Raw genomic sequence first — 25,324 nt, forward strand, 5'->3', positions numbered from 1 at the left:
ATAAAATAAACTTATTTTTTAAAGAATTTTCAATCAATAATTTCACTTTCAGGAGGGCCTAGAAAAGATGGCAGTAATCCTCCGGTATCTATCAGAATCTTTTGCAGAACAATACCGGGTTCTAAAACACGAAAACGCAGTGTATGTTTTCCTTGTTTCTGAATAGAAAGTTTTACTGAAGACCGTATAATCTGTTCTGCCTGCCATTTTCCTAATTCACCGCGGTAATGACCATTGAAGTTTACAAGCTGTGGTTTTTCTCCATCAAAAGAGATCTCATAGCGCAATCCCTTATTACTGTTAAAATTTAAAGTAGGTGCCAAAAGCAGCTCAACACTAAACTCGCCGCTGGAGGCAAAGTCGATTTCATATTCTACAAAAACATTTTCAGTTTCGTTCGGATAGACATTTTGCGGAAAAGTGGTAATACCTGATTTTGTCTTTCCAAAATCCGGAATCACTTCCCAATGAATTTTATCTGAATTATTTGCTTTGGAAAAATGTTCCGCTTCTATAGAAACATAACCGTTCCTTTCTTTGAAAGTTTTACTGGTATGCGCATCTTTTTCAGAAATATAAGTAACGTCTGGCAATATATTTTTAGGCGAATCGTGCCAGCTTTTGTAGCCAATTCTCATTTGATCCATCATATGAGTCCACTTGCCTCCAGCAATTTTATTGTTATATTTATCCTGAAGAATAGAATCACGGGCAAAATAAGTTTTTACTTTATCAGCATAATCATTGGCCAAAATATTTTTTCCATCCGCAAGTTTTCTGTTTTTTGCCTGTGCAAAATACATTTCATAAAGATTACTGCAGGCGTCTATCGGATAAAGCACCAGCTGAAAATAAGCGTCTTTATATTGTACAGGAATTTCATCATAAAGACGATAAGCATCTAATGCCAAATTTTTATAATCATTGACAACAGTTTCAAATTCATTATAATTATCAAGGCTAAAAGTTTTACTGTTCAGCATTTCAGGAGTAATACGTCGGTTATACCTTGGGTAAGTATTTAACAGATCTGCAATTTCTTTGGCCTGTTTTTTTCCAAACTGCTGTGCTGCCCAATTCTCTGTAAATTCAAAAAGATTCTTAGAATTGAACTGCTTTGGATTCCAAGCCATGTCCAGAAAGAAACTAATAGGAAATTCCATTGGTTTAAGATCTCCTACATTTACAATCCAGACTTTATCAACGCCGTGTTCGTAACTAAGACTCATCTGCTCCCAAACTCTTTGTATAGGACTGATATTAATCCATTTTGAATTTCTTGGAGCGCCAACATAGTCAAAATGATAATATATTCCGTAACCTCCTTTGTGCATCGGTTTTACTGGATCTGGAAGCTTGCGTACATTTCCCCAATTATCATCACAGAAAAGCAGAATCACATCATCAGGAACTTTCATTCCCTGATCAAAATATTCCTGCACCTCTTTGTACAAGGCCCAAACCTGCGGTGTTTTTTCAGCTTTTTGTTTCGTAATCTTTTCTATTATCTGACGCTGATTTTTTACAATATTCTCCAGCAGACTAATATTGGTTCCTTCTGTCATTGCTTCATCTCCATCTCCGCGCATTCCAACAGTGACTAATTTTTCCCAATTCATACTGCGTTCGATTCCAGTCTTCCAAAATTCATCTAAAACCGGCTTATTTTTGGAATAATCCCAAACATTCTGCAGCTTATTTTTTTGAATATATCGTTTCCAGTCCTGCTGTGCCAAAGCCATTGGTTCATGATGTGATGTCCCCATTACAATTCCCATTTCATTCGCCAGCGGACCATTTTTAACATCATCATCATAAAAAGCATTTCCCCACATAGCCGGCCACATATAATTGGCCTTGAGACGAAGAAGCAGTTCAAAAACTTTTTCGTAAAACTGACTATTAAATCCTCCAAACGATGCTTTACTCCAGCCGCTTAAAGCTGGGGCCTCATCATTCAGGAAAATACCTCTGTATTTCACAGCAGGTTCGCCATCAGTATACATTCCTTTTTTGAAATACAGGTTTTCTTTATGCTCTACCGGTACATCAGCCCAGTAATACCAAGGAGAAACGCCTATCTGACGAGATAATTCATAAATTCCATAAATGGTTCCCCGTTTGTCGCTTCCAGCGATTATAACAGCCTCCTCTACTCCCTTGAAAGGATTTTTAATACTTTGAATGATAAATTTTTCATTCTTACCTTTCAGTTCTTTACCATCAATTTTCTTAAGTTTTATTAAATCATCAATTGCAGAATTGGTACCGATTGTTCCAATTATTATCAGCGGAGATGAAGTGCTTACTATCTGATTGAGAATTGCAGGCTTATCCCCTGTTACTTTTTCAAAATCAGACTGAAGATTGTTCACTGCACGCAGAATGCCTTTATCTGTTCCATTATTTACAAACAATGAAAGCCGTAATGATTTTTCTTTAAGAACAACAGCATCGGCACTTTTTTCGGCCGTGATAAAAGGTTCTGCTGCTTTTAATGGACTAAAAATACAGACTGCAGCAAGTGTTACAATAAATTTCGACAAAGCTTTCATTATATTTCTTTTAAAATTATATATAAAATTAACCCTTCGGATACAATTAGACTTAATGATTAAAACTCTTAATTTTTATGACTAATACTTATCCGTTTTCCTATTTCTGTAAAACAGCTAATATTACTTTTTTTTTTAGTAATTACAACTGACAGACAGTAAACTATATTTTGAATTTTAATTTAAAAAGCCGAGAGTGAATCACCACTCCCGGCTGCCTAACTAAAACAAACTTAATAACTAACTAATTATGAAGGTATCCTGTAAAAACTACGCTTATAATTATTAACCAAAATGCATCATTTAAAGTTGTTCTTCATTAGGTATAAAACTTAATAACCAGGATTCTGATATGCTTTCTTTTCAGCATCTGTCATTTCCATTCCATCAAGCTGGCCAGTTGGAATTGGTCTTAAATAATGATATGGCTGGATAGTTCTTGTTACTGTTGCTGGAGTATGATTACCATAACTAGCTCCTCCAATTCGGTAGGTTCCTGCTAACTCATTCCATTTTTGAGTACGGACTAAATCATACCAGCGGTATCCTTCGCCAAAGTATTCACGTGAACGCTCAGCTAAAACATAGTTAATATCAATAACAGCTGGAGTTGCTGCAGTAAGTGCTGCACTATTATCTGCAGCTTTTGCTACATTACCATTATTATCCCAGCGCCATTTACCAGCACGTGCACGGATAACATTAATTAGGTTTCTAGCTGTCATGGATCCTGTAGCACCTTTAACAGCAGCTTCAGCAGCTACAAAATAAAGTTCCGAAAATTTAGCAATTGGAAATGGTCTTGTACTTGCAGCATTAGGCTGTCCTAAAGTACCTGCATTGTCTGTACGGTATGGCCCTAATTTCCAGAATCCTGGATACACAATTCTGCTAATCCCTAATGGTGAGATTACATAATCAGCTCTTCCTGGTAAAACTCCGGCACCAATACCACTGTCACCGCCTCCAGAAGGATATGCTATAGGAGTAGCAGGCTCAGCATCTAAGAATGATAATACAGCATCTTTTGATGTTATAGGCAATGAATTTGCATTATACAATGTTGTAACATCTGTTAAACCAGTTCCTTTTAAATTCCAGTTCCCGCGATATACTGTTGTAAAAGTACCATCATAACGTGAATCATTTGTTTTATCAGCAAATGTGTTTGTAAAAACATCAATAGGAGGCGCCATACGGGTCCAAGGACGTCCCAAAGCCTGAGCTGCTTCACGCTGAACAGGAGATACTAAAGCGCCAGCTGCATTTTTACTTTTGATGGCTGTATAATTCCAAGTTGCCATCCATCCGGCAAAATTATCTGCACCGCCGCCATTAGCATAAGTAAGGCTGGATCCGTTATAATACTCATTAGCCTCTGTATGATCAGCATAAAGCAGCATTTCTTTATTACGGTCGTTAGAACCCAAATTAACATCGTAGAAACTTGCCTGCAGAGCAAAATTACTTCCTGCATTATTAATACCGTCTAAAGCAACATTATATGCTTCCTGGAAATACCATTGTGCATTATGACCGTCAGGGTCTGTTCTTGGAGTATCTGGATAGGTTGGAATATTATTTGGGTTTTGCAGCCACCAAGCATACGTCAAATAAGCTTTTGCCAAATATAAACGAGCCAATGTTTTGGTTGCAGTACCAGTCAGTCTAGGTGCATCAGGAAGCTCAGCTACCGCAGCTTTTAAATCAGGAAAAATCCCTTTAGTATAAACTTCAGCCACATTGTTACGTACTGAAAATCTTGTAGGTTTACTATTGAATTTTAATTCCCCTGCTCCCAAATCCAAAGGCACTCCTCCAAAAGTCTGAACTAACAAGAAATAATCAAATCCTCTGAAAAATTTAGATTCAGCAACCAAACTTGGGGCAACACCAACCGCTGCTCCATTTTCAATAATTCCATTAGCTGTATTAATATCCGAAAATGAATTATTCCACAACACATCCGAACGGCTAGAACTTGGAGTAATTGATCCAACACCTGATAAATCATGGTCTTTAAAGTTACCATCTGCACTTTGTGCATAGGTAGACTCATCTGTTCCGGTTTCTAATGAATTATAAAAATATGCATTTCCGTACAGCCATCGCAAACGGGCATAATGAGATGTTAACCCCTGAACTACACCCTGCTCTGTTTTAAAGTAGCCAGGCTCATAAAAATCATGCGGTTTTTCCTCCAATAGGTCAGAACAACCCGCTAAGCTAAACAAAGCTACTGATCCTACAATTATATTTTTAAATATATATCGTTTCATATTATTTTTTATTAAAATGTTAAGTTAAGCCCCATTAAAAAGTTACGAGTTGATGGTGTATTGGTACCAATAACTAAAATTCTGCTAGGGTAAGAGTTTACCGCCTGGTTTTGGTCACCAACAGAATTTGTTTCGGGATCCATACCAGACATATCATGGTAAGGAGAAAAGAAAACAAATGGATTCTGAACAGATGCATATACTCTTAATTTATCAATACCAACTGTTTTCATGAAATCCTGCTGTAACGTATAACCAAGAGTTATCGACCTGATTTTTAAATAAGACGCATCAAAATATCCCATTGTTGACATATATTTTGGATTATCACCACTTCTAACACCGTTTGGATTAGGGAAATCTGCACCTGTATTTGTTGGTGTCCAATAATCTACATCCACATTACTGCTTCGTCCATTAAGCAAGTTCAGATAACTCGCACTTCCATAAAGTGTACTTACTAAAATTCCGCCGCTTTTAAATGCTCCAACAGCGCTAAAATCAAAACCTTTATATGTTAAGTTAGTATTGAAACCACCTTGAAAATCAGGATCGGTATCAATGATTTGTCTATCTGTAGCATCAATTCTGCGTGTAGGAGAACCATCAGGATTGAAACCTCCCGTATATTTTACTTTAATAGACCCTACAACAGTTCCTGCTTGATTAACACCTGTTGGTCCTGCTTCATATTTATCCATAAAAGCGTCGCCCTCCTGCCAAAGACCAATTTTTTCATAATCATAAATAGAAGCTATATTATGCCCTACAAACCATAAGTTGCCTTCATCTCTGTCTTTTCCAGAAGCAAGAGAAGTAATTTGATTTTTATTGGCATACAAGTTTAAACCAACTGTCCATGTTAAACCATTTGGGTTATCCAATATTACCCCATTTAATGAAATCTCATACCCTTTATTCTCTGTAGCACCAACATTTGCTGTATAACCGCTAACACCAGATGTTGTTGGCAGTGCTACTCTTTGTAATAAATTTTCCGTTTGTGTATTATAATATTCTACTGTACCTGTTAAACGGCTGTTGAAAAATCCAAAATCTAAACCATAATTCATAGTCTTAGAATACTCCCAACCTAAAGCAGGGTTAGGCAATTCAGTAACATAAACTCCTGTAGAATTGGTAGTTCCAAAATTATAAGGTCTTGTACTCAAAGTTCCTAAAGTAGCGTATGGATCAACTGACTGATTTGAAGTTTCACCATAACCTGCACGCAATTTTAACGAACTAAGCCAAGAAATATTTTTCATAAAAGATTCATTTGAAATAGTCCAGCCTGCAGAAACCGCTGGATAAGTAACCCATTTGTGACCTTCTGCTAATCTTGAAGAACCATCAGAACGCAATGTCCCAGAAATAAAATAACGATTATCATAAGAATACATTAACCTTGCCATGTAAGAACGTAATCCCCATTTTGTATAATCCTGTTCAGAAGGTGTTATAGTGATCGGTTCCTCACTTTGCCCCATATTATAAAATTGAAATGCATCAGAAGTAATTCCGTTTCTTGCAATTCTCGAATTATTTCCTGTATAACTTTCATTAGAATATAGTCCAACAAAATTAATAGTATGTTTTTGGGCAAAAGTCTTATCATAAGTAATTAAATTCTCAAGCAGCCATTGTGTTGACATGAAATTACTAATTGAAGCATTAGATAAAGTAGCTGCATTTACATCAAAAACACCCTGCCCTTCATAATATCCATTATTGGTTGCACGGAAATTTAATCCAGAATTCAATCTGTATTTCAATCCGTCTACGCCTGGAATTTTTAGTTCTGCAAAAACATTATTATAAGAACTAAATGCTCTGTTTAGATTAATATATTTATCACCTAAAGCATTAATAGATTCTCTTGTATAAACCCATTTATCATCTATTAATCCTATATTTACTGTTCTTTTCAATTTGCCATTAGCATCATACGGATTAACTAAAGGAGACAAACCTAAAGCAGTTCCAGGTCCAATATTGTCACCATTAGTAACTGCATAGTTATTATTAGTTGTAAATCCTATGCGAAATGCAGTTCCAATTTCCTGATCTAATGATGCTCTAAGACTAAAACGCTCATAAGACTGTCCAGGCAAAACAGATTCTTCTTTATAATATCCTAAACCGCCTGTATAAGAACCGCCTTCACTTCCTCCTGCAACGCTAACATCATGACTTATTATTTGCCCAGAATCATACAATAGACCCTGCCAGTCAGTGTTAGTTCCTCTTACTTCATCTCTACCATCTGAGTATAATTTAGTAACATCACGAAGTGCAGCAAACTTATTGCCATTCATCATATCGTATTCACCAAACACATTCTTTATACCGCCAAATCCATTATAAGTAAATTTAGCTTTTTGACCTTTTCGTCCTTTATTTGTTGTAATCAGCACAACTCCATTAGCACCGCGAGAACCATAAATAGCAGTCGCTGAAGCATCCTTCAAAATATCAAGAGATTTTATATCAACTGGGTTGATATCACCAATTGACCCTGCAAATGGAACGCCGTCAAGTACAATCAAAGGATCATTACTAGCTGTTAACGATCTAGTACCGCGAATACGGATCTGCATTGAAGCACCTGGTTTGGTAGAGGTTTGAGTTAATTCAACACCAGGAAGTCTTGCCTGCAGTGCCTGAGTTACATTTCCTGATGCAAACTCCCCCAATTCTTTTCCTGCAATTGTAGAAACAGATCCCGTAACTGCCTCCTTACGAACGGCACCGTATCCAATTACTACAATTTCTTTCAGCATATTGGATTCTTCTTCAAGAGTAACATTTATAGTAGTACGTCCGCTTACTATTACTTCTTTTGTTTTATATCCTAAAAAACTAAAAACAAGTACTCCATTTGAAGGAACATCTTTAATCGAATATTTACCGTCAAAATCAGAGCTGGTTCCGCTGCTTGTTCCTTTCAGGTTTACATTCGCTCCAGGAACAGGACCATTTTTGTCTGATATTATTCCTGTAACCGCCGTTTGCGCACCCGCACTGAGCGAAAGAACAAACATTAAAATCAAAAAACCAAGGCATTTACAATGCTTTGATTTGCTTGTAACAAAATAGTTAGTCATAAAAATTGATTTAATTAATTAAAATTAGGGTTAGTCATATTTACATCAAATTGTTTTTGATGTAATTGATTCAAATATATAAAATAATCAACACAACACAATCGGTTGTGTTGATTATTTTTTAATAAAATGAAAAAAAAGTGCAATAAAAAAACAATATGCATATTTTTAATAACTAACTTTTAAATTTTCACTAAATAAAATTATTATTTAAGTATCTTTACTGTAAATAAAAAGTCATTTAGACTGAAAAATTAAAAAAAATATAAAAAGTTAAAAAAAAAATATTTTTCTAAAAAAAAACAAAATTTATAAAACTTTAGAATTATATTCTTTCAAATAACTAAGTCTAATTAAAAAAAAGATTACATAAATATTCAGTATAATATAGGTGCTATTTTAAAAAAAAGAGAGATATTCAAAAGCGAAGAGTAAAACAAGCGGTTGCATAAAAAAACTCTCTCCAAATATTATTTTGAAGAGAGTTCCATAAATTATAAAGAAGAAATTAGAATATTTTACAAATTCATCTTTTTAGCATCTTCAACAAACTGTGCTAAACCAATATCTGTCAAAGGATGCTTCAACAATCCTTTAATTGCAGAAAGCGGACCGGTCATTACATCAGATCCAACTTTTGCACAATCGACAATATGCATAGTATGCCTGATTGAAGCAGAAAGAATTTGTGTTTGATAATCATAGTTATCATATATTTCTCTGATTTCAGAAATCAAATGTATTCCGTCTGTAGAAATATCATCCAATCTGCCTAAGAAAGGAGAAACATAAGTTGCTCCGGCTTTAGCCGCCAAAAGTGCCTGACCTGCTGAGAATACCAGAGTAACATTCGTTCTGATACCTTTTGACGAAAAATATTTACAAGCTTTTACACCATCAGCAATCATAGGCAGTTTCACTACGATCTGCGGATGTAAAGCAGCAAGTTCCTCACCTTCTCTTACCATTCCTTCATAATCTGTAGAAATAACTTCGGCTGAAACATCTCCGTCAACAATATTGCAAATATCAAGGTAATGCTGCAAAATATTTGCTTTTCCAGTAATTCCTTCTTTTGCCATCAATGACGGATTGGTTGTAACCCCATCTAAAACTCCCAATGACTGAGCTTCTTTAATATCTCCTAAATTGGCTGTATCTATAAAAAATTTCATATTCTAGTTTTTTAACTTTAAACAATAATCAGATTCCCTCTGATTTCCTGACTTATCTATTTTTTAAATTAATGATTTCTAATAAAATTCAATTATCTCAAAAACAGTTAAATAAATTTCTTTAGAAATAAACTGCTTCGTTATAAAGCAAAAAAAATGTGCACTCCAATTGCGTTAGTCTTTAAAACATTTGATAACAAATAACCTAAAAACATTACTAAAGCTGACTTTACATCTCAAATAAAATTCATAAAAAAGTAACTAAACCTTTAAATCTTTTTTCAAAAATCTTAAATGACAATCAAGCTGGCAGCAATCGGAACACACATTTCTGCAGTATTCAATTTTTACTATTAAATATACTGATTAATTATATTTTCGAACAATTCTTGTTTACCGCTCTGTAAATTTAATTCTCCATTTTCCTGGGCAATTTTATACAAAGCCTGTAAATCTAATTTTCCTTCTTCGAAAGCTTTTCCGTTTCCAGAATCAAAAGAACTATATCTTTCTGTTCTTAATTTTTCGTAAGGAGAAGAAGTGATGATTTTATCAGCAGTCAATAATGCTCTTGCAAAAGTATCTGCTCCGCCAATGTGCGCTAAGAAAACATCTTCCATATCTGTAGAATTTCTTCTGATTTTAGCATCAAAATTGATTCCTCCTCCTTGTAAACCGCCAGCTTTCAAGAACACAAGCATAGCTTCGGTAGTCTCCTGAATGTTATTTGGGAATTGGTCCGTATCCCATCCGTTTTGGTAATCACCTCTGTTCGCATCTAAACTTCCTAACATTCCAGCTTTGGCGGCCACTTCAATTTCATGCTGAAAAGTGTGCTGTGCCAATGTAGCGTGGTTTACCTCAATGTTCATTTTGAAATCTTTATCTAAACCGTATTGACGTAAAAATCCAATAGCAGTAGCACAGTCAAAATCATACTGATGTTTTGAAGGCTCCATAGGTTTTGGCTCAATAAAGAAATTTCCTTTGAATCCCTGTGCTCTTGCATAATCTCTGGCTTGTACCAAAAATTGTCCCATGTGATCCAATTCTCTTCCCATATCAGTGTTAAGCAAAGTCATATATCCTTCACGTCCTCCCCAGAATACATAGTTTTCTCCTCCTAATGCAATAGTAGCATCCAAAGCCAGTTTTACCTGCCCTCCTGCTCTAGCAACAACATTAAAATCAGGATTGGTTGCCGCTCCGTTCATATAACGCGGGTTAGAAAAACAGTTTGCAGTTCCCCAAAGCAATTTTACTCCAGAAGCGGCTTGTTTTTCTTTCAAATAATCAGTTATCGTAGCTAATCTGCTTTCTGATTCTGCAAAAGTTGCACCTTCTCTAACTAAGTCATAATCGTGAAAACAGTAATGACCAAAACCCATTTTAGTAATGAATTCGAATGCTGCATCCGCTTTTTCTTTTGCTGCTTCAATTGCATCAGCAGGCTGATCCCAGGCAAAATGCTGTGTACCTGGTCCAAAAGGATCGCTCCCTTGTCCGCAGAAAGTATGCCAATATGCAATGGCAAATTTAAAATGCTCACGCATTGTTTTTCCAGCAACAACTTGGTCTGGATTGTAATATTTAAATGCTAAAGGATTGTCAGATTCTTTTCCTTCAAATTTAATCTGTCCGATACCTTTATAGTACTCTTTGTTTCCTAAAACTATCATTTCTCTACTATTTATTTGTTAATATTAATTCTAATTCTTTTTTCCATTTTTGATAAGCTGCTTGATATGGTTCGCTATTCTGCAAAGGCAAAAATGTCATAACGTGATCATTTTTTGAAATATTTGAACCAAATTTTTCAAAATCACCATCGGTTAATCCGACTGCTCTTGCTGCTCCCACTGCTCCTGTTGTATTATAAATTTCAATTTCGTGACCAATTAAAGACGCAACAGTATTCGAAAATATTTCCGAACGAAATAAATTATCATTCCCTGCACGAATTACTCCAATGGCAGCATTGTCATCTTTCAGACATTCCATTCCGTAAACAAATGAAAAGGCAATTCCTTCTAAAGCCGCTCTAAATAAATGAGAATTACTGTGAATGTTTAAATTAAGATTTAGGAAATGCGTTCCAATGTTTTTGTTGTTAAACATACGCTCAGCACCATTTCCAAAAGGAATTACTACCAACCCTTCTGAACCAATTGCAATTTTGGCAGCTTTGTGGTTCATAGATTCATAGGTTTCGTCTCCCATATTATTACGCAGCCATCGGTACTGAATTCCAGCTCCGTTGATATTTAATAACTTTCCGATTCGAGGATTTTTTTCTTCAAAATTAACATGCACAAAATTATTCACACGTGTACTATTTCCAATTGTAGCATCGGTTACGGCATAAAAAACTCCTGAAGTTCCTCCCGTAGCAGCTACTTCACCAGGATTTAATACATTTAATGACAAAGCATTATTAGGCTGATCTCCTGCTCTATACACAATCGGAATTCCAACGGGAAGCCCTGATTCCTGAGAACCTTTTTCATTTGTAACCCCTTGATTGCTAAAATTCTCAACAATAGCAGGTGTCATAGAAGTTTCAATTCCGTAATACTCCAATAACCAATCTGCTACTTTATTTTCTTTATAGTCCCAAAGCATTCCTTCTGACAGACCATTTTTGGTTGTAGTAATATCGCCTGTCAGTTTATAAGAGATATAATCTCCCGGAAGCATGTATTTATATACTTTTTTGTAAATCTCAGGTTCATTCTCTTTTACCCATTTTAATTTTGAAGCAGTAAAATTTCCCGGAGAATTCAACAAATGTGTCATACATTTATCTTCGCCTAATTCTGCAAAAGCCTTGTTTCCAATTTCAACTGCTCTACTATCACACCAAATAATGGAGTTGCGTAAAGAGCTGCCATCTTCACCAACAACGACCAAACCATGCATCTGATACGAAATACCAACACCCTGAATTTTTGAAGCATCAATATTAGCCTCACGAATAGCTCTTTTAGTTGCTGTGCAAATGTGTTCCCACCAAACTTCAGGATCTTGTTCTGCCCAATCAGACTGAAGCGAAACAATTTCCATTTCGTTTTGAGGCTCATTCAAAACAATTATTTTTTTTCCTGTTGCTGCTTCAACTAAGGCTGCCTTAACCGAAGAACTTCCAATGTCATATCCTATATAATACATAACTATAACTTATAATGATTCTCTTAATATTAAATTTGTCGGCACGTAACACTGAACTATTTCGTCATGCGTGATAAATACTGCTGCTTTTGTTCCTAATGCGGCAAAATCAGTCGATACTACTGAAATTCCTTTGTATATAAATTTCTTCATTGGTGTTTCATTGTATGACAAAAAACCAACATCTGTACCAGGCTCAAAATCCTTCTCCTTGCATTGCTCTAAAAAATGACCTAAAATTCTGTCACTCACACTTATATAAGCAATGTTTTTTTCTATGATAAACTCTTTTGAGTCCGTGATAATTTTATAATCAAAATCATAATCAGCACAAAATTTCTCAAAATATTGAATTGTTTCTTTTGGATGATTAGTATATTCAGGATATACAAATTGTATGTTTTTATATTTCCTGAATAAATCAGCCGCCTGTGTCAAAGAATCATAAAATGCTTTTCCAAAATCCTGAAAAATATAATTGTTCTCTTTTTTTGAATGTACATTCCAATCAATCAAGAGCAGCTTATCATTAGAAATTGACGACAGTGTTGGGATTATTTCTTCATGATCAAAATTCATGACCACGTATTTATAATATTTTCCAACACTATTATTAATTATCGTTTTAAAAACATCTATATTATAATGATGAAACTGAACATCAGTAATTACATTATCAGCCAGATTATTTACAAAAGAATGATATAAAACTTCTTTATAAGCTTTGAAAGTATCCAGCACCAAAAGCACTTTTCTCGTTTCACCCGAAACATAATAGCCCTTATTAGGAACCGATTCAATAACTTTTTGCTCTTTTAATATTGAATACGCTTTAAAAACAGTATCTCTTGACAGCTGATTATTTTTACATATGCTGTTAACCGAAGGAAGCAGTTCTCCTTTCTGTAATATATTCTCAGCTATTGCATTTGTAATCCCATTTACCAGCTGCTGGTATTTTGGAATATCACTGTCATGATTTATTACAAATACAAATTTATCTTCTTCTTCGTTTGTCATTCCGTTCCGTTCTGTTCTGGTCTGCTAAACTAGTCACTTTTATCTAATAAAAAAAATATTTGCTCCTATTTTTTTGTCTTCTCAACATTTATTATTTGAAAACTTTTATGTTTTTCCGACGAAAGACAAATTCTCATCTACAGCCTCAGCAGACTAGTATATGAATATTTATTTTTCGCCGAAAAATTATGCACTAACTGCTCTATTTTTTACATTAAAAAAAGAATCTCTTCCTGTTTTAAATCTCTCTGCCATAGGGATCAATAGTCACAATTGACCCGTCATCATTATACTCGATTTTAGCCACTTTCATGCTCCGCAAATGAGTAACACCCTTGGAAAGACTCGAATCATGGTAAAACAGATACCAGTCATTCTCAACCCTGCATATTGAATGGTGCGTGGTCCAGCCCACAACCGGATTCAGGATGCGTCCCTGATACACAAACGGTCCGTATGGGCTGTCTCCTATCGCATAACAGATAAAATGCGTATCGCCTGTGGAATAGGAAAAATAATATTTCCCATTGTATTTATGAACCCATGAAGCTTCAAAGAAACGGCGGTCATTGTCACCGGCCAGCAGAAGCTCTCGGTTCTCGTCCAGAATCACGATTTCTCTCGGCTCCTCTGCAAACTCAAGCATATCGTCTCTGAGTCTTGCCACTATAGGCCCTAATGCCTGTTCTTTTTCTGTCGGTTCTTCGTTGTTTTCTGCATATTGATTGTTTCGGTATTTCTGAAGCTGACCGCCCCAGATACCTCCAAAATAGATATAATGTGCACCGTCTTGATCTTCAAAAACTGCCGGGTCAATGCTGTAGCTTCCTTTAATGGGTTCTTTTTCGGCTGTAAAAGGCCCTGCGGGTGAATCACTCACAGCAACTCCAATCTGAAAAATACCATTGGCGCGCTTGGCCGGGAAATACAGATAATACTTTCCGTTTTTGTGCGCTGCATCTGGAGCCCACATCTGTTTTTCGGCCCAGGCAACATCATCCACATGCAGGGCAACTCCGTTATCTACCGTGTCGGACGTTATGCTTTCCATCGAAAAAACATGGTAATCCTCCATCCCAAAATGATCCCCGTTGTCATTAAACGGAATTCCCGCATCAATATCATGCGATGGATAAATATAAATTTTTCCGTTAAATACATGCGCCGAAGGATCAGCGGTATACATATGTGACACCAAAGGCTGTGAAATGGCTGTTTTGTTAATCTGCTCAAAATTAATTTGTTCAATACTATCTTCTGGCATACTCTTTTTTTCGTTTTTTATAATTAATTTCTTCTTTCTTTTAGGTCGCTCTCTATCTGAGTCTCCATTTTTTTATCTATCTTATAGAAAAACAGCAGACCGCATCCTATCAAAAACGGAACTGCCGGAAAAACACTCACTAATAATTTAATGCCGTTTATCGTTACCTCAGACTGTGCCGGTGAATTAGGTATATACTGAAAATATCCTAAAAATAAAGTCGTTAAAGATCCTCCTATGCTTAGTCCGGCTTTCAGTCCGACCATCATTGCTGAAAATATAATGGCTGTAGCACGGCGGTTATTGAGCCATTCTGAGTAATCGGCTACATCGGCGATCATTGCCCAGAGAATCGGAATGGTGATTCCGTAGAAAAACCCGTGCAGAATCTGCGAAAGGAAAATAAGGGAAATACTGTCGGCTGAAAAGAAATAAAAAGCCAGAACGAAGACTGTCGAAATAAACAGAAATATTCCGAAGATATTTCTCTTTCCGTATTTATCAGCCAAGCCTTTTGATAAAGTGATTCCTATTATCATAAAAATAATCCCGCCCGCATTAAACAGTCCGAATCCTGCTGCAACAGGGTCATTACCAAAATAGTTTAATCCGGCACTGGTCAGCGTATCCAATATCGGCTGGATAAAAAGTGCCAGCTGCTGTTTATCTACATAATTTTCAAAATAATAAACATACGAACCGCCTTTTAGAGCCAGAGTGATAAACACTAATGTTGTCAGTGTCAGCATGATTACCCACGGTCTGTTTTTTACCAGATCGGCTAGATCTTCCTTCACACTTGACTTCTGCTCCGGTTTTGGAATGATACGTTCCTTGGTGGTCAGAAAGGTGATAAAAAGCATAATGGTGCCGATGACGGCCAGTACTGTCATCACTTTTTCAATTCCTACTGCCTTGTCCCCTCCTCCGGCACTCTTGATGATCCCAAGCATGAAAACCTGAACAAAAAACTGTGCAAACATCACTGCAACAAAACGGTACGAAGACAGGCTGTTCCTGTCGGACATATCTCCTGTAATCACCCCGCTCAGGGCTGAATACGGCAGGTTGTTCCCTGCGTAAAAAAGCAGTAATAATGTATAAGTGGCAACGGCATAAACTACTTTGCCGCTGTATGAAAAATCGGGGGTGGTAAAAGCCGCCAGAGCAACACAGCCCAGCGGTAATGCCGTGATCAGGATCCAGGGACGGAACTTGCCCCATCTGGTACTGGTTCTGTCTGCCAGAACACCTATAATAGGATTAAAACCAAAAGCGGCAATCAAGCCCACTGTCAGCATAATTATTGATGAATGTGTGGGAGATAATCCGTAGATATCGGTATAGAAATAAGCCAGATACGTCATCAGGGTCTGAAAAACTAAATTGGCTGCTAAGTCGCCTAGGCTGTATCCGATTTTTTCCTTTACGGATAATTTTTGAGAAATAGTACTCATTATTTGTGAGGGGTATTTGTGGGGTTAATGGCAAGCAATGGATTATTTTTTACTCTTTAATTTAAAAAAACAATCGGTTGTGTAAAAGTATTAAAAAATTAATGCCGGCGAAAAATTTATACGGTTTTTTATCTTGTTTAACCTTTTTTTAGTACATAAAGCTAAAAAAAGCCAAGAGATTTAACTCCCAGCTTCTAACTAACAAATTTAAAACCGTTTAGAAACTTAGTTTCTCAGCAGCTATTTTACTCTCCTCAATATATTTCAGTATTTCTGCAGCAACGCTTAGGCTGTTAAATCCGAATTTTTCGTCCAGAACACCCGCCGGAGCTGAATATCCAAAATGATCCAGTCCTGCAATTTTTCCGCTGTCGCCTATTAATCCTTCAAGGTTAACTGGTAATCCTGCCGTAAGTCCAAAAACTAATTTCCCTTTTGGAATAACGCTCTCCTGATACGATTTGGACTGTGATTTAAACAATCCTTCGGATATGATTGAAGCGATATTTACCTTCAGATTATGTTCTTCTTCTAAAATCACTGCAGCTCCGATAAGCGTAGAAACTTCCGATCCGTTTGCGATTAAAGTAATGTCAGGATCTGCAGTCTGTTTTACCAGATAGCCTCCTTTTTGGGCTCCAAGAGCTTCATCATATCTTGAATTTTGGACAGCCGGAATATCTTTAATTCCCTGTCTGGAAAGGATTAAAGCCGTTGGTGTATTAGTATTTTTCAAAGCCATATCCCATGCCACTGAAGTTTCAACAGCATCAGCAGGACGCAGAGCCAGAAGGCTTTGGTGACCCTTATGATTTTTTACTTTTTCTAATAAACGCATTTGTGCTTCCTGCTCGATTGGCTGATGTGTCGGGCCGTCTTCTCCCACGCGGAAAGAGTCGTGCGTAAGCACATATTTCACAGGAAGTTCCTGAATGGCCGCCAGTCGGATGGCTGGTTTCATATAATCTGAAAACACAAAAAATGTTGCCACTACCGGAATCACACCGCCATGCAGCGCAATACCGTTTGCAATGGAAGTCATCGTCAGTTCGGCAACTCCTGCCTGTAAAAAGGCACCGCTGAAATTATTTTTCTGCAGTACAGATGATTTTTTCAAAAAGCCGTCAGTTTTATCACTGTTGGATAAATCGGCAGAAGAAACAATGATATTTTCAACATTTTCAGCCAGATAAGCCAGCACTGCAGACGAAGCATCTCTGGTTGCCGCATTTGGTTTCTGAACCACTTTACTCAAATCCAGTTCAGGCAATTTTCCCGATAAAAACAGTTCCATTTTTTGTGCCAATGCCGGATTTTCATTCTCCCACTGTGCAATCTGCTGTTTTTTGGCAGACGCTTTTTCTGTTTTTTGGGACAGAATAGATGCATAATGCGAAGCTACTTCCTGATAAATTGTAAAAGGATCTTCTGGGTTGGCTCCTAAGTTTATTAAGGTTTTTGTGTAATCCGCTTTGGTATCGCCGATAGGTTTTCCGTGCAGTTCGCATTCACCTTCATACATAGAACCATCAGCAGTAACACAGCCTTTGCCCATGATTGTTTTTCCGATAATCAAGGTCGGTCTTTCTGTTTCCTGATTGGCAGAATCGAGTGCTTTACGGATCTGCGAATGGTCGTGTCCGTCAATTGTAATTACATTCCATCCCCAGGCCTGGTATTTCATGGCAGTATCTTCGGATGTTACTTCATCGGTAATCGAGGAAAGCTGCACATCATTTGAATCATAAAACATAATGAAATTGTTCAGTCCCAAATGTCCTGCGATTCTTCCGGCTCCCTGCGAAATCTCCTCCTGAACGCCCCCATCGGTAATGAATCCGTATATTTTGTGGTCAAAAAGGTCTTTGAATCTTGCTCCAAGGAATTTGGCCGCAATTGCTGCTCCAACCCCCATTGCGTGGCCTTGTCCAAGAGGTCCTGAGGTGTTTTCGATTCCTCTTAAAACATCCACTTCAGGGTGGCCCGGTGTTACCGATCCCCATTGTCTGAACTGCTGTACATCTTCTTTTTTATAATTTCCTAATAAATAATACTGTGCATACATCAAAGCGGATAAATGTCCCGCATCCATAAAGAAACGGTCTCTGAAAGGCCAGTCCATTTGTGATGGATCATAATTTAAATATTCCGTGTATAAAATATGCATAAAATCAGCACCTCCCATGGCACCTCCTGGGTGTCCTGAATTTGCTTTTTCTACCATAGAGATAGCCAGCGCTCTTATGTTGTCGGCAGCTAAATTGTCAATTTTTTGGTTCATAATTTATGGTGTTAATTTTTTTAATAACGGTATCGGCGGTTTCTAAACGATTTAAAATCTTTGAACAATCAGCGAAAACAAAGTTACGCAACCGATTGTTTTTACAAACATATAAAAAATAATTCTAAAATCAGATGTTAAATTTCCAATAAGTTTCTTTTAATAATTTTAATTAACTAATCAGCCATGACTGCTCTCAAGAATGAAGAATTTCTTTTGAGGCAGCTATATCCCGTTATTTTTGGAGAAGTTTCCTTTTAAAACAATCATTTATATGTCTCAATGACCACATTCGGATTCCAATTATCAGCCACTGGAGGATTTGCATTAATTGTTTTTAAAACATTTTCCATAGAATAGAGCTTTACCTGATCTGGGGTTAAAATTCTCATCCATTTTACTCTTTCATCAGTATATGCATCCCAGCCCGAAGATTTGTATTCGCTGTATCGCGCTGTAGATTCATTTTCTGTTTTGCCCCAGTTATTCCATCCTGAAGGTTTTACTGCATCTGACATTTCTGTATTTATAAAAGCAACAGCAGCATAAGGTCTCCAAGGTCTGCCCAAAGTGGTTATATGTGCTCCTGTGCCTGTAATTTTACAATTATTGAATACATAGCCAAAATTTACATGCTGCTTGGTAGAAGCTGCGGTAATAGCGCTGCCTCCCTTGGTATGTAAGGTACAATGATCAAAAAATGCTGTAGAACTGCCAAATATAAAATCTGTAGAGCCTTCTATATAGCAGTCCTTGAAATACTGCCTGCAGTCTGCTCCATACAATGTATCCTGAAAACCTAAAAATTTACAATTAACGAAAACCGCTTTATCACCCTGAATATTAATTGCCAACGCCTGCCCTACCGGCCCAGAAGAATTTTCGAATGTTATATTCTTTGCATAAAAACCTGTCCCAATAATAAAACAGCTGGAAGAATTGCTTGTCCCGTAACCTTTGCCTGTCACCGGATTTATTTTACTGGAATAATTATCGTAGATCAGAATAACTTTGTCTGCCTCTTCCCCTATCAATACCACATTATTTTTATCTGCTTCCAAAGTTATAACCTCTTTATATGTCCCTTTTTTCACAAAAATAACAGTGCGTTCAGGATTTAATTTTGAAACAGCATTAAATGCTTCCTGTACCGTTTTATAATCACCGCTTCCGTCTTGTGCTACAATAAAATTATATTTATATTTTTTTGATTTTGTGCTTTGCGACAATAATGAGTGGGAAACCATCAGACATAAAAAAATATATTTTAAAATGGTAATCTTCTTCATATGACAAATAATTATTTTATAAAATTAGAATTCAGTTCCTTTGTTTAATTTAGTAACCAATCCGTTTTTTTCTATTCCCTATGCTTGAAAATACACAATTAATAAAGAAAGTAATATACACTTGTTTTCCTGCATAAACAAAATCCCGATTTTAAAACATCTAAAACAAATTTAGATAAATTATCAGTTTTGTAAAACTAGAAAACTATTGAAACGAAAATAACTTTTGTCTGTTATTCGCTAAATTTCTTTTGAGTAAAATACCTTAAAACAATATGACTATCCTTAACTACTACCAAACAGATCGAATTAGCCACTGATTAAAAAGATTTACACAGATTTTAAAAAAAAAGTAATGAAATCTGTGAGAATCTTTTTAATTAGCGGCGAAAAAAAATACAAGGTACTATTTGCTGACAATCATATAAAACAATCTAAAATTTACAAGTTTGAGGCAATTATATAAATTGTGTAATAGCTGTTTTTTTTTAAATTTTTATTCGTATTCATATTGAAAAACAGATGTCGAAAATAAATTATAAATGATTGTTTTCAAGATAGTTTTCATTAAAATATCTTAAAAAAAAACAAAAGCCTATTTTTTAAAATAGACTTTTGAAGAAAAAAAAATTAACTAACACAAACTTACTTGTAACCTTGATTTTGTTTAAATTGTTTAGTCACATCAATTGTTGACTGGGGTATTGGGAATATTCTTCTGAATGGCTGTGATACAGGTTTTGCAGTTCCTGCTAAATCAAATTTTCCAAAACGTATCATCTGTGGTCTTCTGTATAATTCCCAGTATAATTCAAAACCTATTTCATTATATAGTACTGTCGCATCCACAGCAGTAAGTTCTTTTCCTGGAGCACTGGCATACAATGATTCCCTTTTTCTGCTAGTGCGTAATTTATTTAAATCCTGAAGCGTAGCTGCTGTATTTCCTTTTCTAAAATAAGCTTCTGCTCTCATGGTATAAATACCTCCAAGACGATACAAAGGAATATCAACATTACTTGAACCATTTCCTTCTTCAGGATCAAATTCATACTTAAAAACGCGTGCTCCTTGGTTGATTTCATTTTGAGCAAAAACAGCTTGAGTAGGATTTTTGAAAGTTAATGATGGTGTAAAATCCATTCTGGTAGTCGAACTTTTTTCCATATACAATGGAGAAACTTTTATACGATTCCCTACCATTTCTAAAGAACCTGATGACAACAATATTGGTCCATATTGAGGGCCGGCTATAATACCTCTTGTAAAGTGAAACCATGGTAAACCAGCACTCTTAGGAACAATATCTGTTGCAGGAACACTTGGAGTTGTACCATCATTTGTAAACCATGTCCCGTCAGAATATTGGTAGGCTTGGTTGAATCTAGGATCCTCATGATTATTATCCCATGTTGCATAAAATTCTGGAGTTATACAAGCTGCATTTGTACCTCTGTTTGCAGCAGAAGTCCTTTGGTTACGCTCCATAGATACGTAAGCGAAACTGTTGGAACCATTTCTGATATAATCTATTTTCTGGGAAATAGCGAAAATAAGCTCAGTCCCTTTTGTATTGTCTATTGCAAAATTTTTAAAATAATTACTTTCTAAACTGTATTTTCCCGAATCAATAAGTAATGATGTATAATAAATCACTCGATCCATATCTGTTCCGCTTCCGCTTACTGCTGCTTCATTAAAATTAAAACTAGAAGACGCATTGTAACGATCTTTGAATACTGCACGGTTCAAATACATGGTACTCAAAAAACCATAAGCTGCTTGTTTTGTAAATCTGCCGTGATGTGTCTGTTGAGAACCCATATCGGCTAAATCAGGAAGTAATGCTTCAACATCAGTAATTAATTTATCAATTTGTGTATCTGCTTTTAAAATCTGTAAAGGTGCATTTGGATTCATTGGATCTCTATAGGGAGCCTGCCCAAATAAATCTAATGTTGTGTATAAATAATACGCTAACAAACCTTTTGCCTCGGCCAAAAATAATTTCTTTTCAGGAATGGTACTTTCTTCAGCAGATTGAATTGCAGTAAGAGAACGTGTGATTCCATTTGTCAATAAATTCCAGTTGTTTCCAACAACTGCATTATCAGAAGCCCAAGTAAACTCATGCATTGCTCTCCATTTTCCGCCATCGCCCCAATCACTTCCCCGTGTTGGCAAAATAGCTTCATCTGTACTATATTCCTGCATAGAAAAAACAGCTCCATGATCTGTAAAAGTTCCGTCTCCTAATCTATCATAAGCTGCAGCAAGTGCGCCAGCAGGATTAGAAGTATTACCACTTGAAACCTCGTCTAAAACAACTTCATCCAGATTAGTACAGTTACTAAAAAGCACTGCAAAAGAGAATAGAATTAATGTCTTTGTACTAAAAATTGTCTTTGTGTTCATAATAAATTTATAATTTTAAAGTTGCTCCTAAACTAAAAGTTCTAGAAGTTGGGTAACTAGCATAATCAATACCAATAGATTGGTTTCCTTCGTTTGATTTAGGACTGTTAATTAAAGGATCATATCCTGTATAATTCGTAATCGTAAGCAAATTTTGACCTGTAACAAAAAGTGTTAATCCGTTTAACCAATTCACTCCTTTTAGATTAAAATTATATCCAATACGGGCTGTATTTAATCTAATAAAATCAGATTTCTCTAAGAATAAAGTGGATAAAATTGGTGAATTTGCCGGATTTGCACCCGACTCATAATACCCTGTAGCAACATTTCGGTCCGAAGCCAAATTGTTTATGTTTAATGCATTCAATCCTGTATTATTCAACAGATAACCTCCTGTTTGACCGATGATAGAGAAGGAAAAACTAAAGTTTTTATAATTCATATCACTATTAAATCCATAATAGAAAGTTGGCAAAGCTCCTTCGATAATAACTCTGTCGCTGTTATCAATTTTACCATCTCCATTAGTATCTCTAAAAATGTTAGCACCATTAGCATCAAAACCAATATGATCTAATAAATAGAAAGACCCTGCTGCATAGCCGCTTCTGTAAATATTGGCATTTACACCTGACTGCCCTGGGCCCGAAATAGTACCTGTTAAGATTTCGGAAACTGGTAAATTCTCAATTTTGTTATTTAAAGTAGCTCCGTTCATATCGATATTCCAACTGAAATCTTTTGTATCGATTAATTTTGAACCAATCATAAACTCTAACCCTTTGTTTATAATTTCTCCATGAACATTGGTCCAAACTGTTGGTGTTGGACTCAAAGCCTGTGAAGGAATTTTTAAAATTGCATCTGTAGTCGTTTTATTAAAATAATCAAGTGTTCCGTAGAATTTATCATTCCAAAAACTAAAATCTAAACCTACATTGTATTGTGTTACTACTTCCCATTTTAAATCAGGATTTGGAGTTCTGTTTACAGAAACACCATTTACTAAATTCAAATCATCATATAAATAATAACCATCAGCACCAGCTAAAGAATAACTTGCTTTTGTAATTTTATTTTCTACTTCCTGATTTCCAGTTTGTCCCCAGCTTCCTCTTACTTTTAAATTACTAAGTGCCTCAACATTTTTTAAAAAACTTTCTTTATTAATATTCCATCCTATTGCAAAAGAAGGGAAGTATCCATATTTATTATTTTCTCCAAAACGAGTAGAACCGTCTGCTCTCATAGAAGCTGTCAAAAGATACTTCTCATTAAAAGTGTAATTTAATCTTCCAAAGTAAGATTGCAATTCGTTTTCCTGAGCATAACCAGTAGTTCCTGACTGTGTTCCTGTAAAACCAGGATTAATTGACGGTTTAACACCGGTTCCTTCGGCTGCAACTCCGTCTACACTGAAACTAGTTCCGGATCTTTCAAACTTTTGATAGGAGAATCCACCCAAAACTTCGATTTTATGTTTGCCAAATAAACCATTATAAGTCAGGTAATTGTCAGTTAAAGTATTTTTAGAATCGAGATTATTCTGAACGTATTTTCCCTTTGGATTTAAATCTGTCAAGTTTGGAAAAATTGTTGTATTTCTTTCCGCCATAGAACGATCAATTCCAAAATTAATTTTATATTCTAATCCGTTAACTATTCTCAATGAAGCTTCAAAGTTCCCTAAAACTCTCAGAGTACGTGTTTGGTCTTCATAAATACTTAATAAATATGCTGGATTATAATGCGCATTCATATTGAAGTTTGTATATTTTCCGTCGGCATCATAAACAGAACGTGTTGGATTTGCCATCAAAGTATGTACTAATAACTGTCCGTTAGAACCACCATCATCACTTGTAGGCACACCGTTATCTTTTGTTTCGCTCGCAGTAAGATTCATTTTTAATTTCAAACGTTTATTATCTAAAAATGATTCAGCAGCGTTAATTCTGCCAGTCATGCGGTTGAAACTACTATTATGAATGATCCCTTCCTGATCCAACTGCGATATAGAAGCATAATAATTCCCTGATTCTGTTTGTTTAGCGAAAGATAAAGCATTACTAGTCGTAATTGCCTCTCTAAAAATGACATCTTGCCAATCTGTATTTCCACCATGATTAAAAGCAGGATCTTTAATAGCCGATTTGTATTGATCCGCATTTAAAACATCTAATTTATTTGCTACAGCAGAAATCCCTAGAGATGTGTCAAAAGTCATTGTACCCTCTCCCTTTGCTCCTTTTTTTGTAGTTACCAAAACAACTCCATTAGATCCTCTTGCACCATAAATTGCCGCAGCAGAAGCATCTTTTAAAACTGTAATCGACTCAATATCGTTATTATTTAAAAAATTTAATGGATTTTTAGCTGCAGAAGCGCCAAAACCTACATTGGTACCAGATGGACTAACATCATCATTAGACAATGGTACACCATCAACAACAAACAAAGGTGTGCTTCCGCTACGAATAGACCCAACACCTCTAATAGTAACATTTACACCAGCTCCCGGCTCACCGCTTGTGCTTACAACACGAACTCCAGCCACTTTTCCTTGTATTAAATTGTCTGGCGAAATGCTTACACCTTGTTTAAAATTTTCTGCTGTAAGCTGTGTTACTGCCCCCGTAACATCTTTTTTTGATTGCTTACCATATCCAACAACTAAAACCTCATTCAGCACAGAAGCATTAGGTTCTAATTGAATTGTCATAAAACTTTTTTGGGCAATTACCGTTTTAGTTTTATATCCTAAATATGAAATCTCAAGAGTCCTGCCCTCCTCTACTGTAATTTCAAAGCCTCCATCAAAGTCTGTTACTACTGCATTTTTGGTAGCCGCTTCTAAAATCGTTGCTCCAGGAATTGGCACTCCATTTTCATCCAAAATCTTTCCTTTTAGTTTATCAATAGTTTGGACCGTTTTAAGAACTCTTTTTTTAGTTTTTTGAATCAAAACTAATTTACCATTGATATTGTAATTGAAATCAGCTTTTTTAGAAAGTTCATTCAAAATTACTGCAACAGATTCGTTGCTATAATCTACTGTATAAATAGTGTTATCAGCAATAACAGCCTGTCCGTAACTAAATTTATAGTCCGTTTGCTGACTAAGTTTTGAAAAAATGGAAACAAGAGTCGCTTTTTCTGTTTTATTTTTTAAATTTGAATTTTCAAGAAAATTAGTATTACTGTGTCCATTATGAAATGACAGTAATGTGAGTACTAAAAAGATAATTCTCTTTAGATTTAAATAGGAAAGTTTAAAATACATGATTTAAGTTATTGGTTTTTTTACGATA

General features: G+C 35.8%; 13 protein-coding genes. All 13 read right to left on the minus strand.

Annotated features, from left to right (window positions below):
* Nucleotides 1-29 precede the first annotated feature (29 nt).
* Nucleotides 30-2,555, minus strand: coding sequence for a glycosyl hydrolase 115 family protein (locus OZP07_RS13545; RefSeq protein WP_281635510.1), 2,526 nt, complete (start codon nt 2,553-2,555; stop codon nt 30-32).
* 332 nt (nt 2,556-2,887) lie between these two features.
* A complete protein-coding gene (locus tag OZP07_RS13550) occupies nt 2,888-4,834 on the minus strand; it encodes a RagB/SusD family nutrient uptake outer membrane protein (protein ID WP_281635511.1) in 1,947 nt (648 codons plus the stop codon).
* A gap of 11 nt (nt 4,835-4,845) precedes the next feature.
* Nucleotides 4,846-7,941: a SusC/RagA family TonB-linked outer membrane protein gene (locus OZP07_RS13555; RefSeq protein WP_281635512.1), complete on the minus strand. Its 3,096-nt coding sequence runs from the start codon at nt 7,939-7,941 to the stop codon at nt 4,846-4,848.
* Nucleotides 7,942-8,459: 518 nt separating this feature from the next.
* Nucleotides 8,460-9,116 (minus strand): fructose-6-phosphate aldolase, encoded by a 657-nt coding sequence (gene fsa / locus OZP07_RS13560; RefSeq protein ID WP_194640185.1) that lies wholly within the window; start codon nt 9,114-9,116, stop codon nt 8,460-8,462.
* 353 nt (nt 9,117-9,469) lie between these two features.
* On the minus strand, nt 9,470-10,795 hold the full coding sequence (gene xylA / locus OZP07_RS13565) for a xylose isomerase (protein ID WP_194640184.1): 1,326 nt from the start codon (nt 10,793-10,795) through the stop codon (nt 9,470-9,472).
* Between the two features lie 7 nt (nt 10,796-10,802).
* Nucleotides 10,803-12,284, minus strand: coding sequence for a xylulokinase (locus OZP07_RS13570; protein ID WP_281635513.1), 1,482 nt, complete (start codon nt 12,282-12,284; stop codon nt 10,803-10,805).
* A gap of 9 nt (nt 12,285-12,293) precedes the next feature.
* Entirely contained in the window at nt 12,294-13,304 is a 1,011-nt protein-coding gene (locus OZP07_RS13575) for a GntR family transcriptional regulator (protein ID WP_281635514.1), read from the minus strand.
* A gap of 238 nt (nt 13,305-13,542) precedes the next feature.
* The gene (locus OZP07_RS13580; protein WP_281635515.1) at nt 13,543-14,568 is read right to left on the minus strand and encodes a glycoside hydrolase family 43 protein; all 1,026 of its coding nucleotides are present in this window, start codon (nt 14,566-14,568) and stop codon (nt 13,543-13,545) included.
* A 23-nt stretch (nt 14,569-14,591) separates the two neighbouring features.
* Nucleotides 14,592-16,025, minus strand: a complete 1,434-nt coding sequence (locus OZP07_RS13585; protein WP_281635516.1) for an MFS transporter — start codon at nt 16,023-16,025, stop codon at nt 14,592-14,594.
* A gap of 217 nt (nt 16,026-16,242) precedes the next feature.
* On the minus strand, nt 16,243-18,306 hold the full coding sequence (locus OZP07_RS13590; RefSeq protein ID WP_281635517.1) for a transketolase family protein: 2,064 nt from the start codon (nt 18,304-18,306) through the stop codon (nt 16,243-16,245).
* A gap of 266 nt (nt 18,307-18,572) precedes the next feature.
* Nucleotides 18,573-19,595 (minus strand): pectinesterase family protein, encoded by a 1,023-nt coding sequence (locus tag OZP07_RS13595; protein WP_281635518.1) that lies wholly within the window; start codon nt 19,593-19,595, stop codon nt 18,573-18,575.
* 645 nt (nt 19,596-20,240) lie between these two features.
* Nucleotides 20,241-22,010: a RagB/SusD family nutrient uptake outer membrane protein gene (locus tag OZP07_RS13600; protein WP_281635519.1), complete on the minus strand. Its 1,770-nt coding sequence runs from the start codon at nt 22,008-22,010 to the stop codon at nt 20,241-20,243.
* 7 nt (nt 22,011-22,017) lie between these two features.
* The gene (locus OZP07_RS13605) at nt 22,018-25,296 is read right to left on the minus strand and encodes a SusC/RagA family TonB-linked outer membrane protein (RefSeq protein ID WP_281635520.1); all 3,279 of its coding nucleotides are present in this window, start codon (nt 25,294-25,296) and stop codon (nt 22,018-22,020) included.
* Nucleotides 25,297-25,324 lie beyond the last annotated feature (28 nt).

This window comes from Flavobacterium marginilacus, assembly GCF_026870155.1.
Classification (GTDB): domain Bacteria; phylum Bacteroidota; class Bacteroidia; order Flavobacteriales; family Flavobacteriaceae; genus Flavobacterium; species Flavobacterium marginilacus.

Bases quoted from the DNA above. Each gene is read 5' to 3' on its own strand.
- OZP07_RS13545 (WP_281635510.1), bottom strand. From the start codon at position 2,555: ATGAAAGCTTTGTCGAAATTTATTGTAACACTTGCTGCAGTCTGTATT.
- OZP07_RS13550 (WP_281635511.1), bottom strand. From the start codon at position 4,834: ATGAAACGATATATATTTAAAAATATAATTGTAGGATCAGTAGCTTTG.
- OZP07_RS13555 (WP_281635512.1), bottom strand. From the start codon at position 7,941: ATGACTAACTATTTTGTTACAAGCAAATCAAAGCATTGTAAATGCCTT.
- fsa (WP_194640185.1), bottom strand. From the start codon at position 9,116: ATGAAATTTTTTATAGATACAGCCAATTTAGGAGATATTAAAGAAGCT.
- xylA (WP_194640184.1), bottom strand. From the start codon at position 10,795: ATGATAGTTTTAGGAAACAAAGAGTACTATAAAGGTATCGGACAGATT.
- OZP07_RS13570 (WP_281635513.1), bottom strand. From the start codon at position 12,284: ATGTATTATATAGGATATGACATTGGAAGTTCTTCGGTTAAGGCAGCC.
- OZP07_RS13575 (WP_281635514.1), bottom strand. From the start codon at position 13,304: ATGACAAACGAAGAAGAAGATAAATTTGTATTTGTAATAAATCATGAC.
- OZP07_RS13580 (WP_281635515.1), bottom strand. From the start codon at position 14,568: ATGCCAGAAGATAGTATTGAACAAATTAATTTTGAGCAGATTAACAAA.
- OZP07_RS13585 (WP_281635516.1), bottom strand. From the start codon at position 16,025: ATGAGTACTATTTCTCAAAAATTATCCGTAAAGGAAAAAATCGGATAC.
- OZP07_RS13590 (WP_281635517.1), bottom strand. From the start codon at position 18,306: ATGAACCAAAAAATTGACAATTTAGCTGCCGACAACATAAGAGCGCTG.
- OZP07_RS13595 (WP_281635518.1), bottom strand. From the start codon at position 19,595: ATGAAGAAGATTACCATTTTAAAATATATTTTTTTATGTCTGATGGTT.
- OZP07_RS13600 (WP_281635519.1), bottom strand. From the start codon at position 22,010: ATGAACACAAAGACAATTTTTAGTACAAAGACATTAATTCTATTCTCT.
- OZP07_RS13605 (WP_281635520.1), bottom strand. From the start codon at position 25,296: ATGTATTTTAAACTTTCCTATTTAAATCTAAAGAGAATTATCTTTTTA.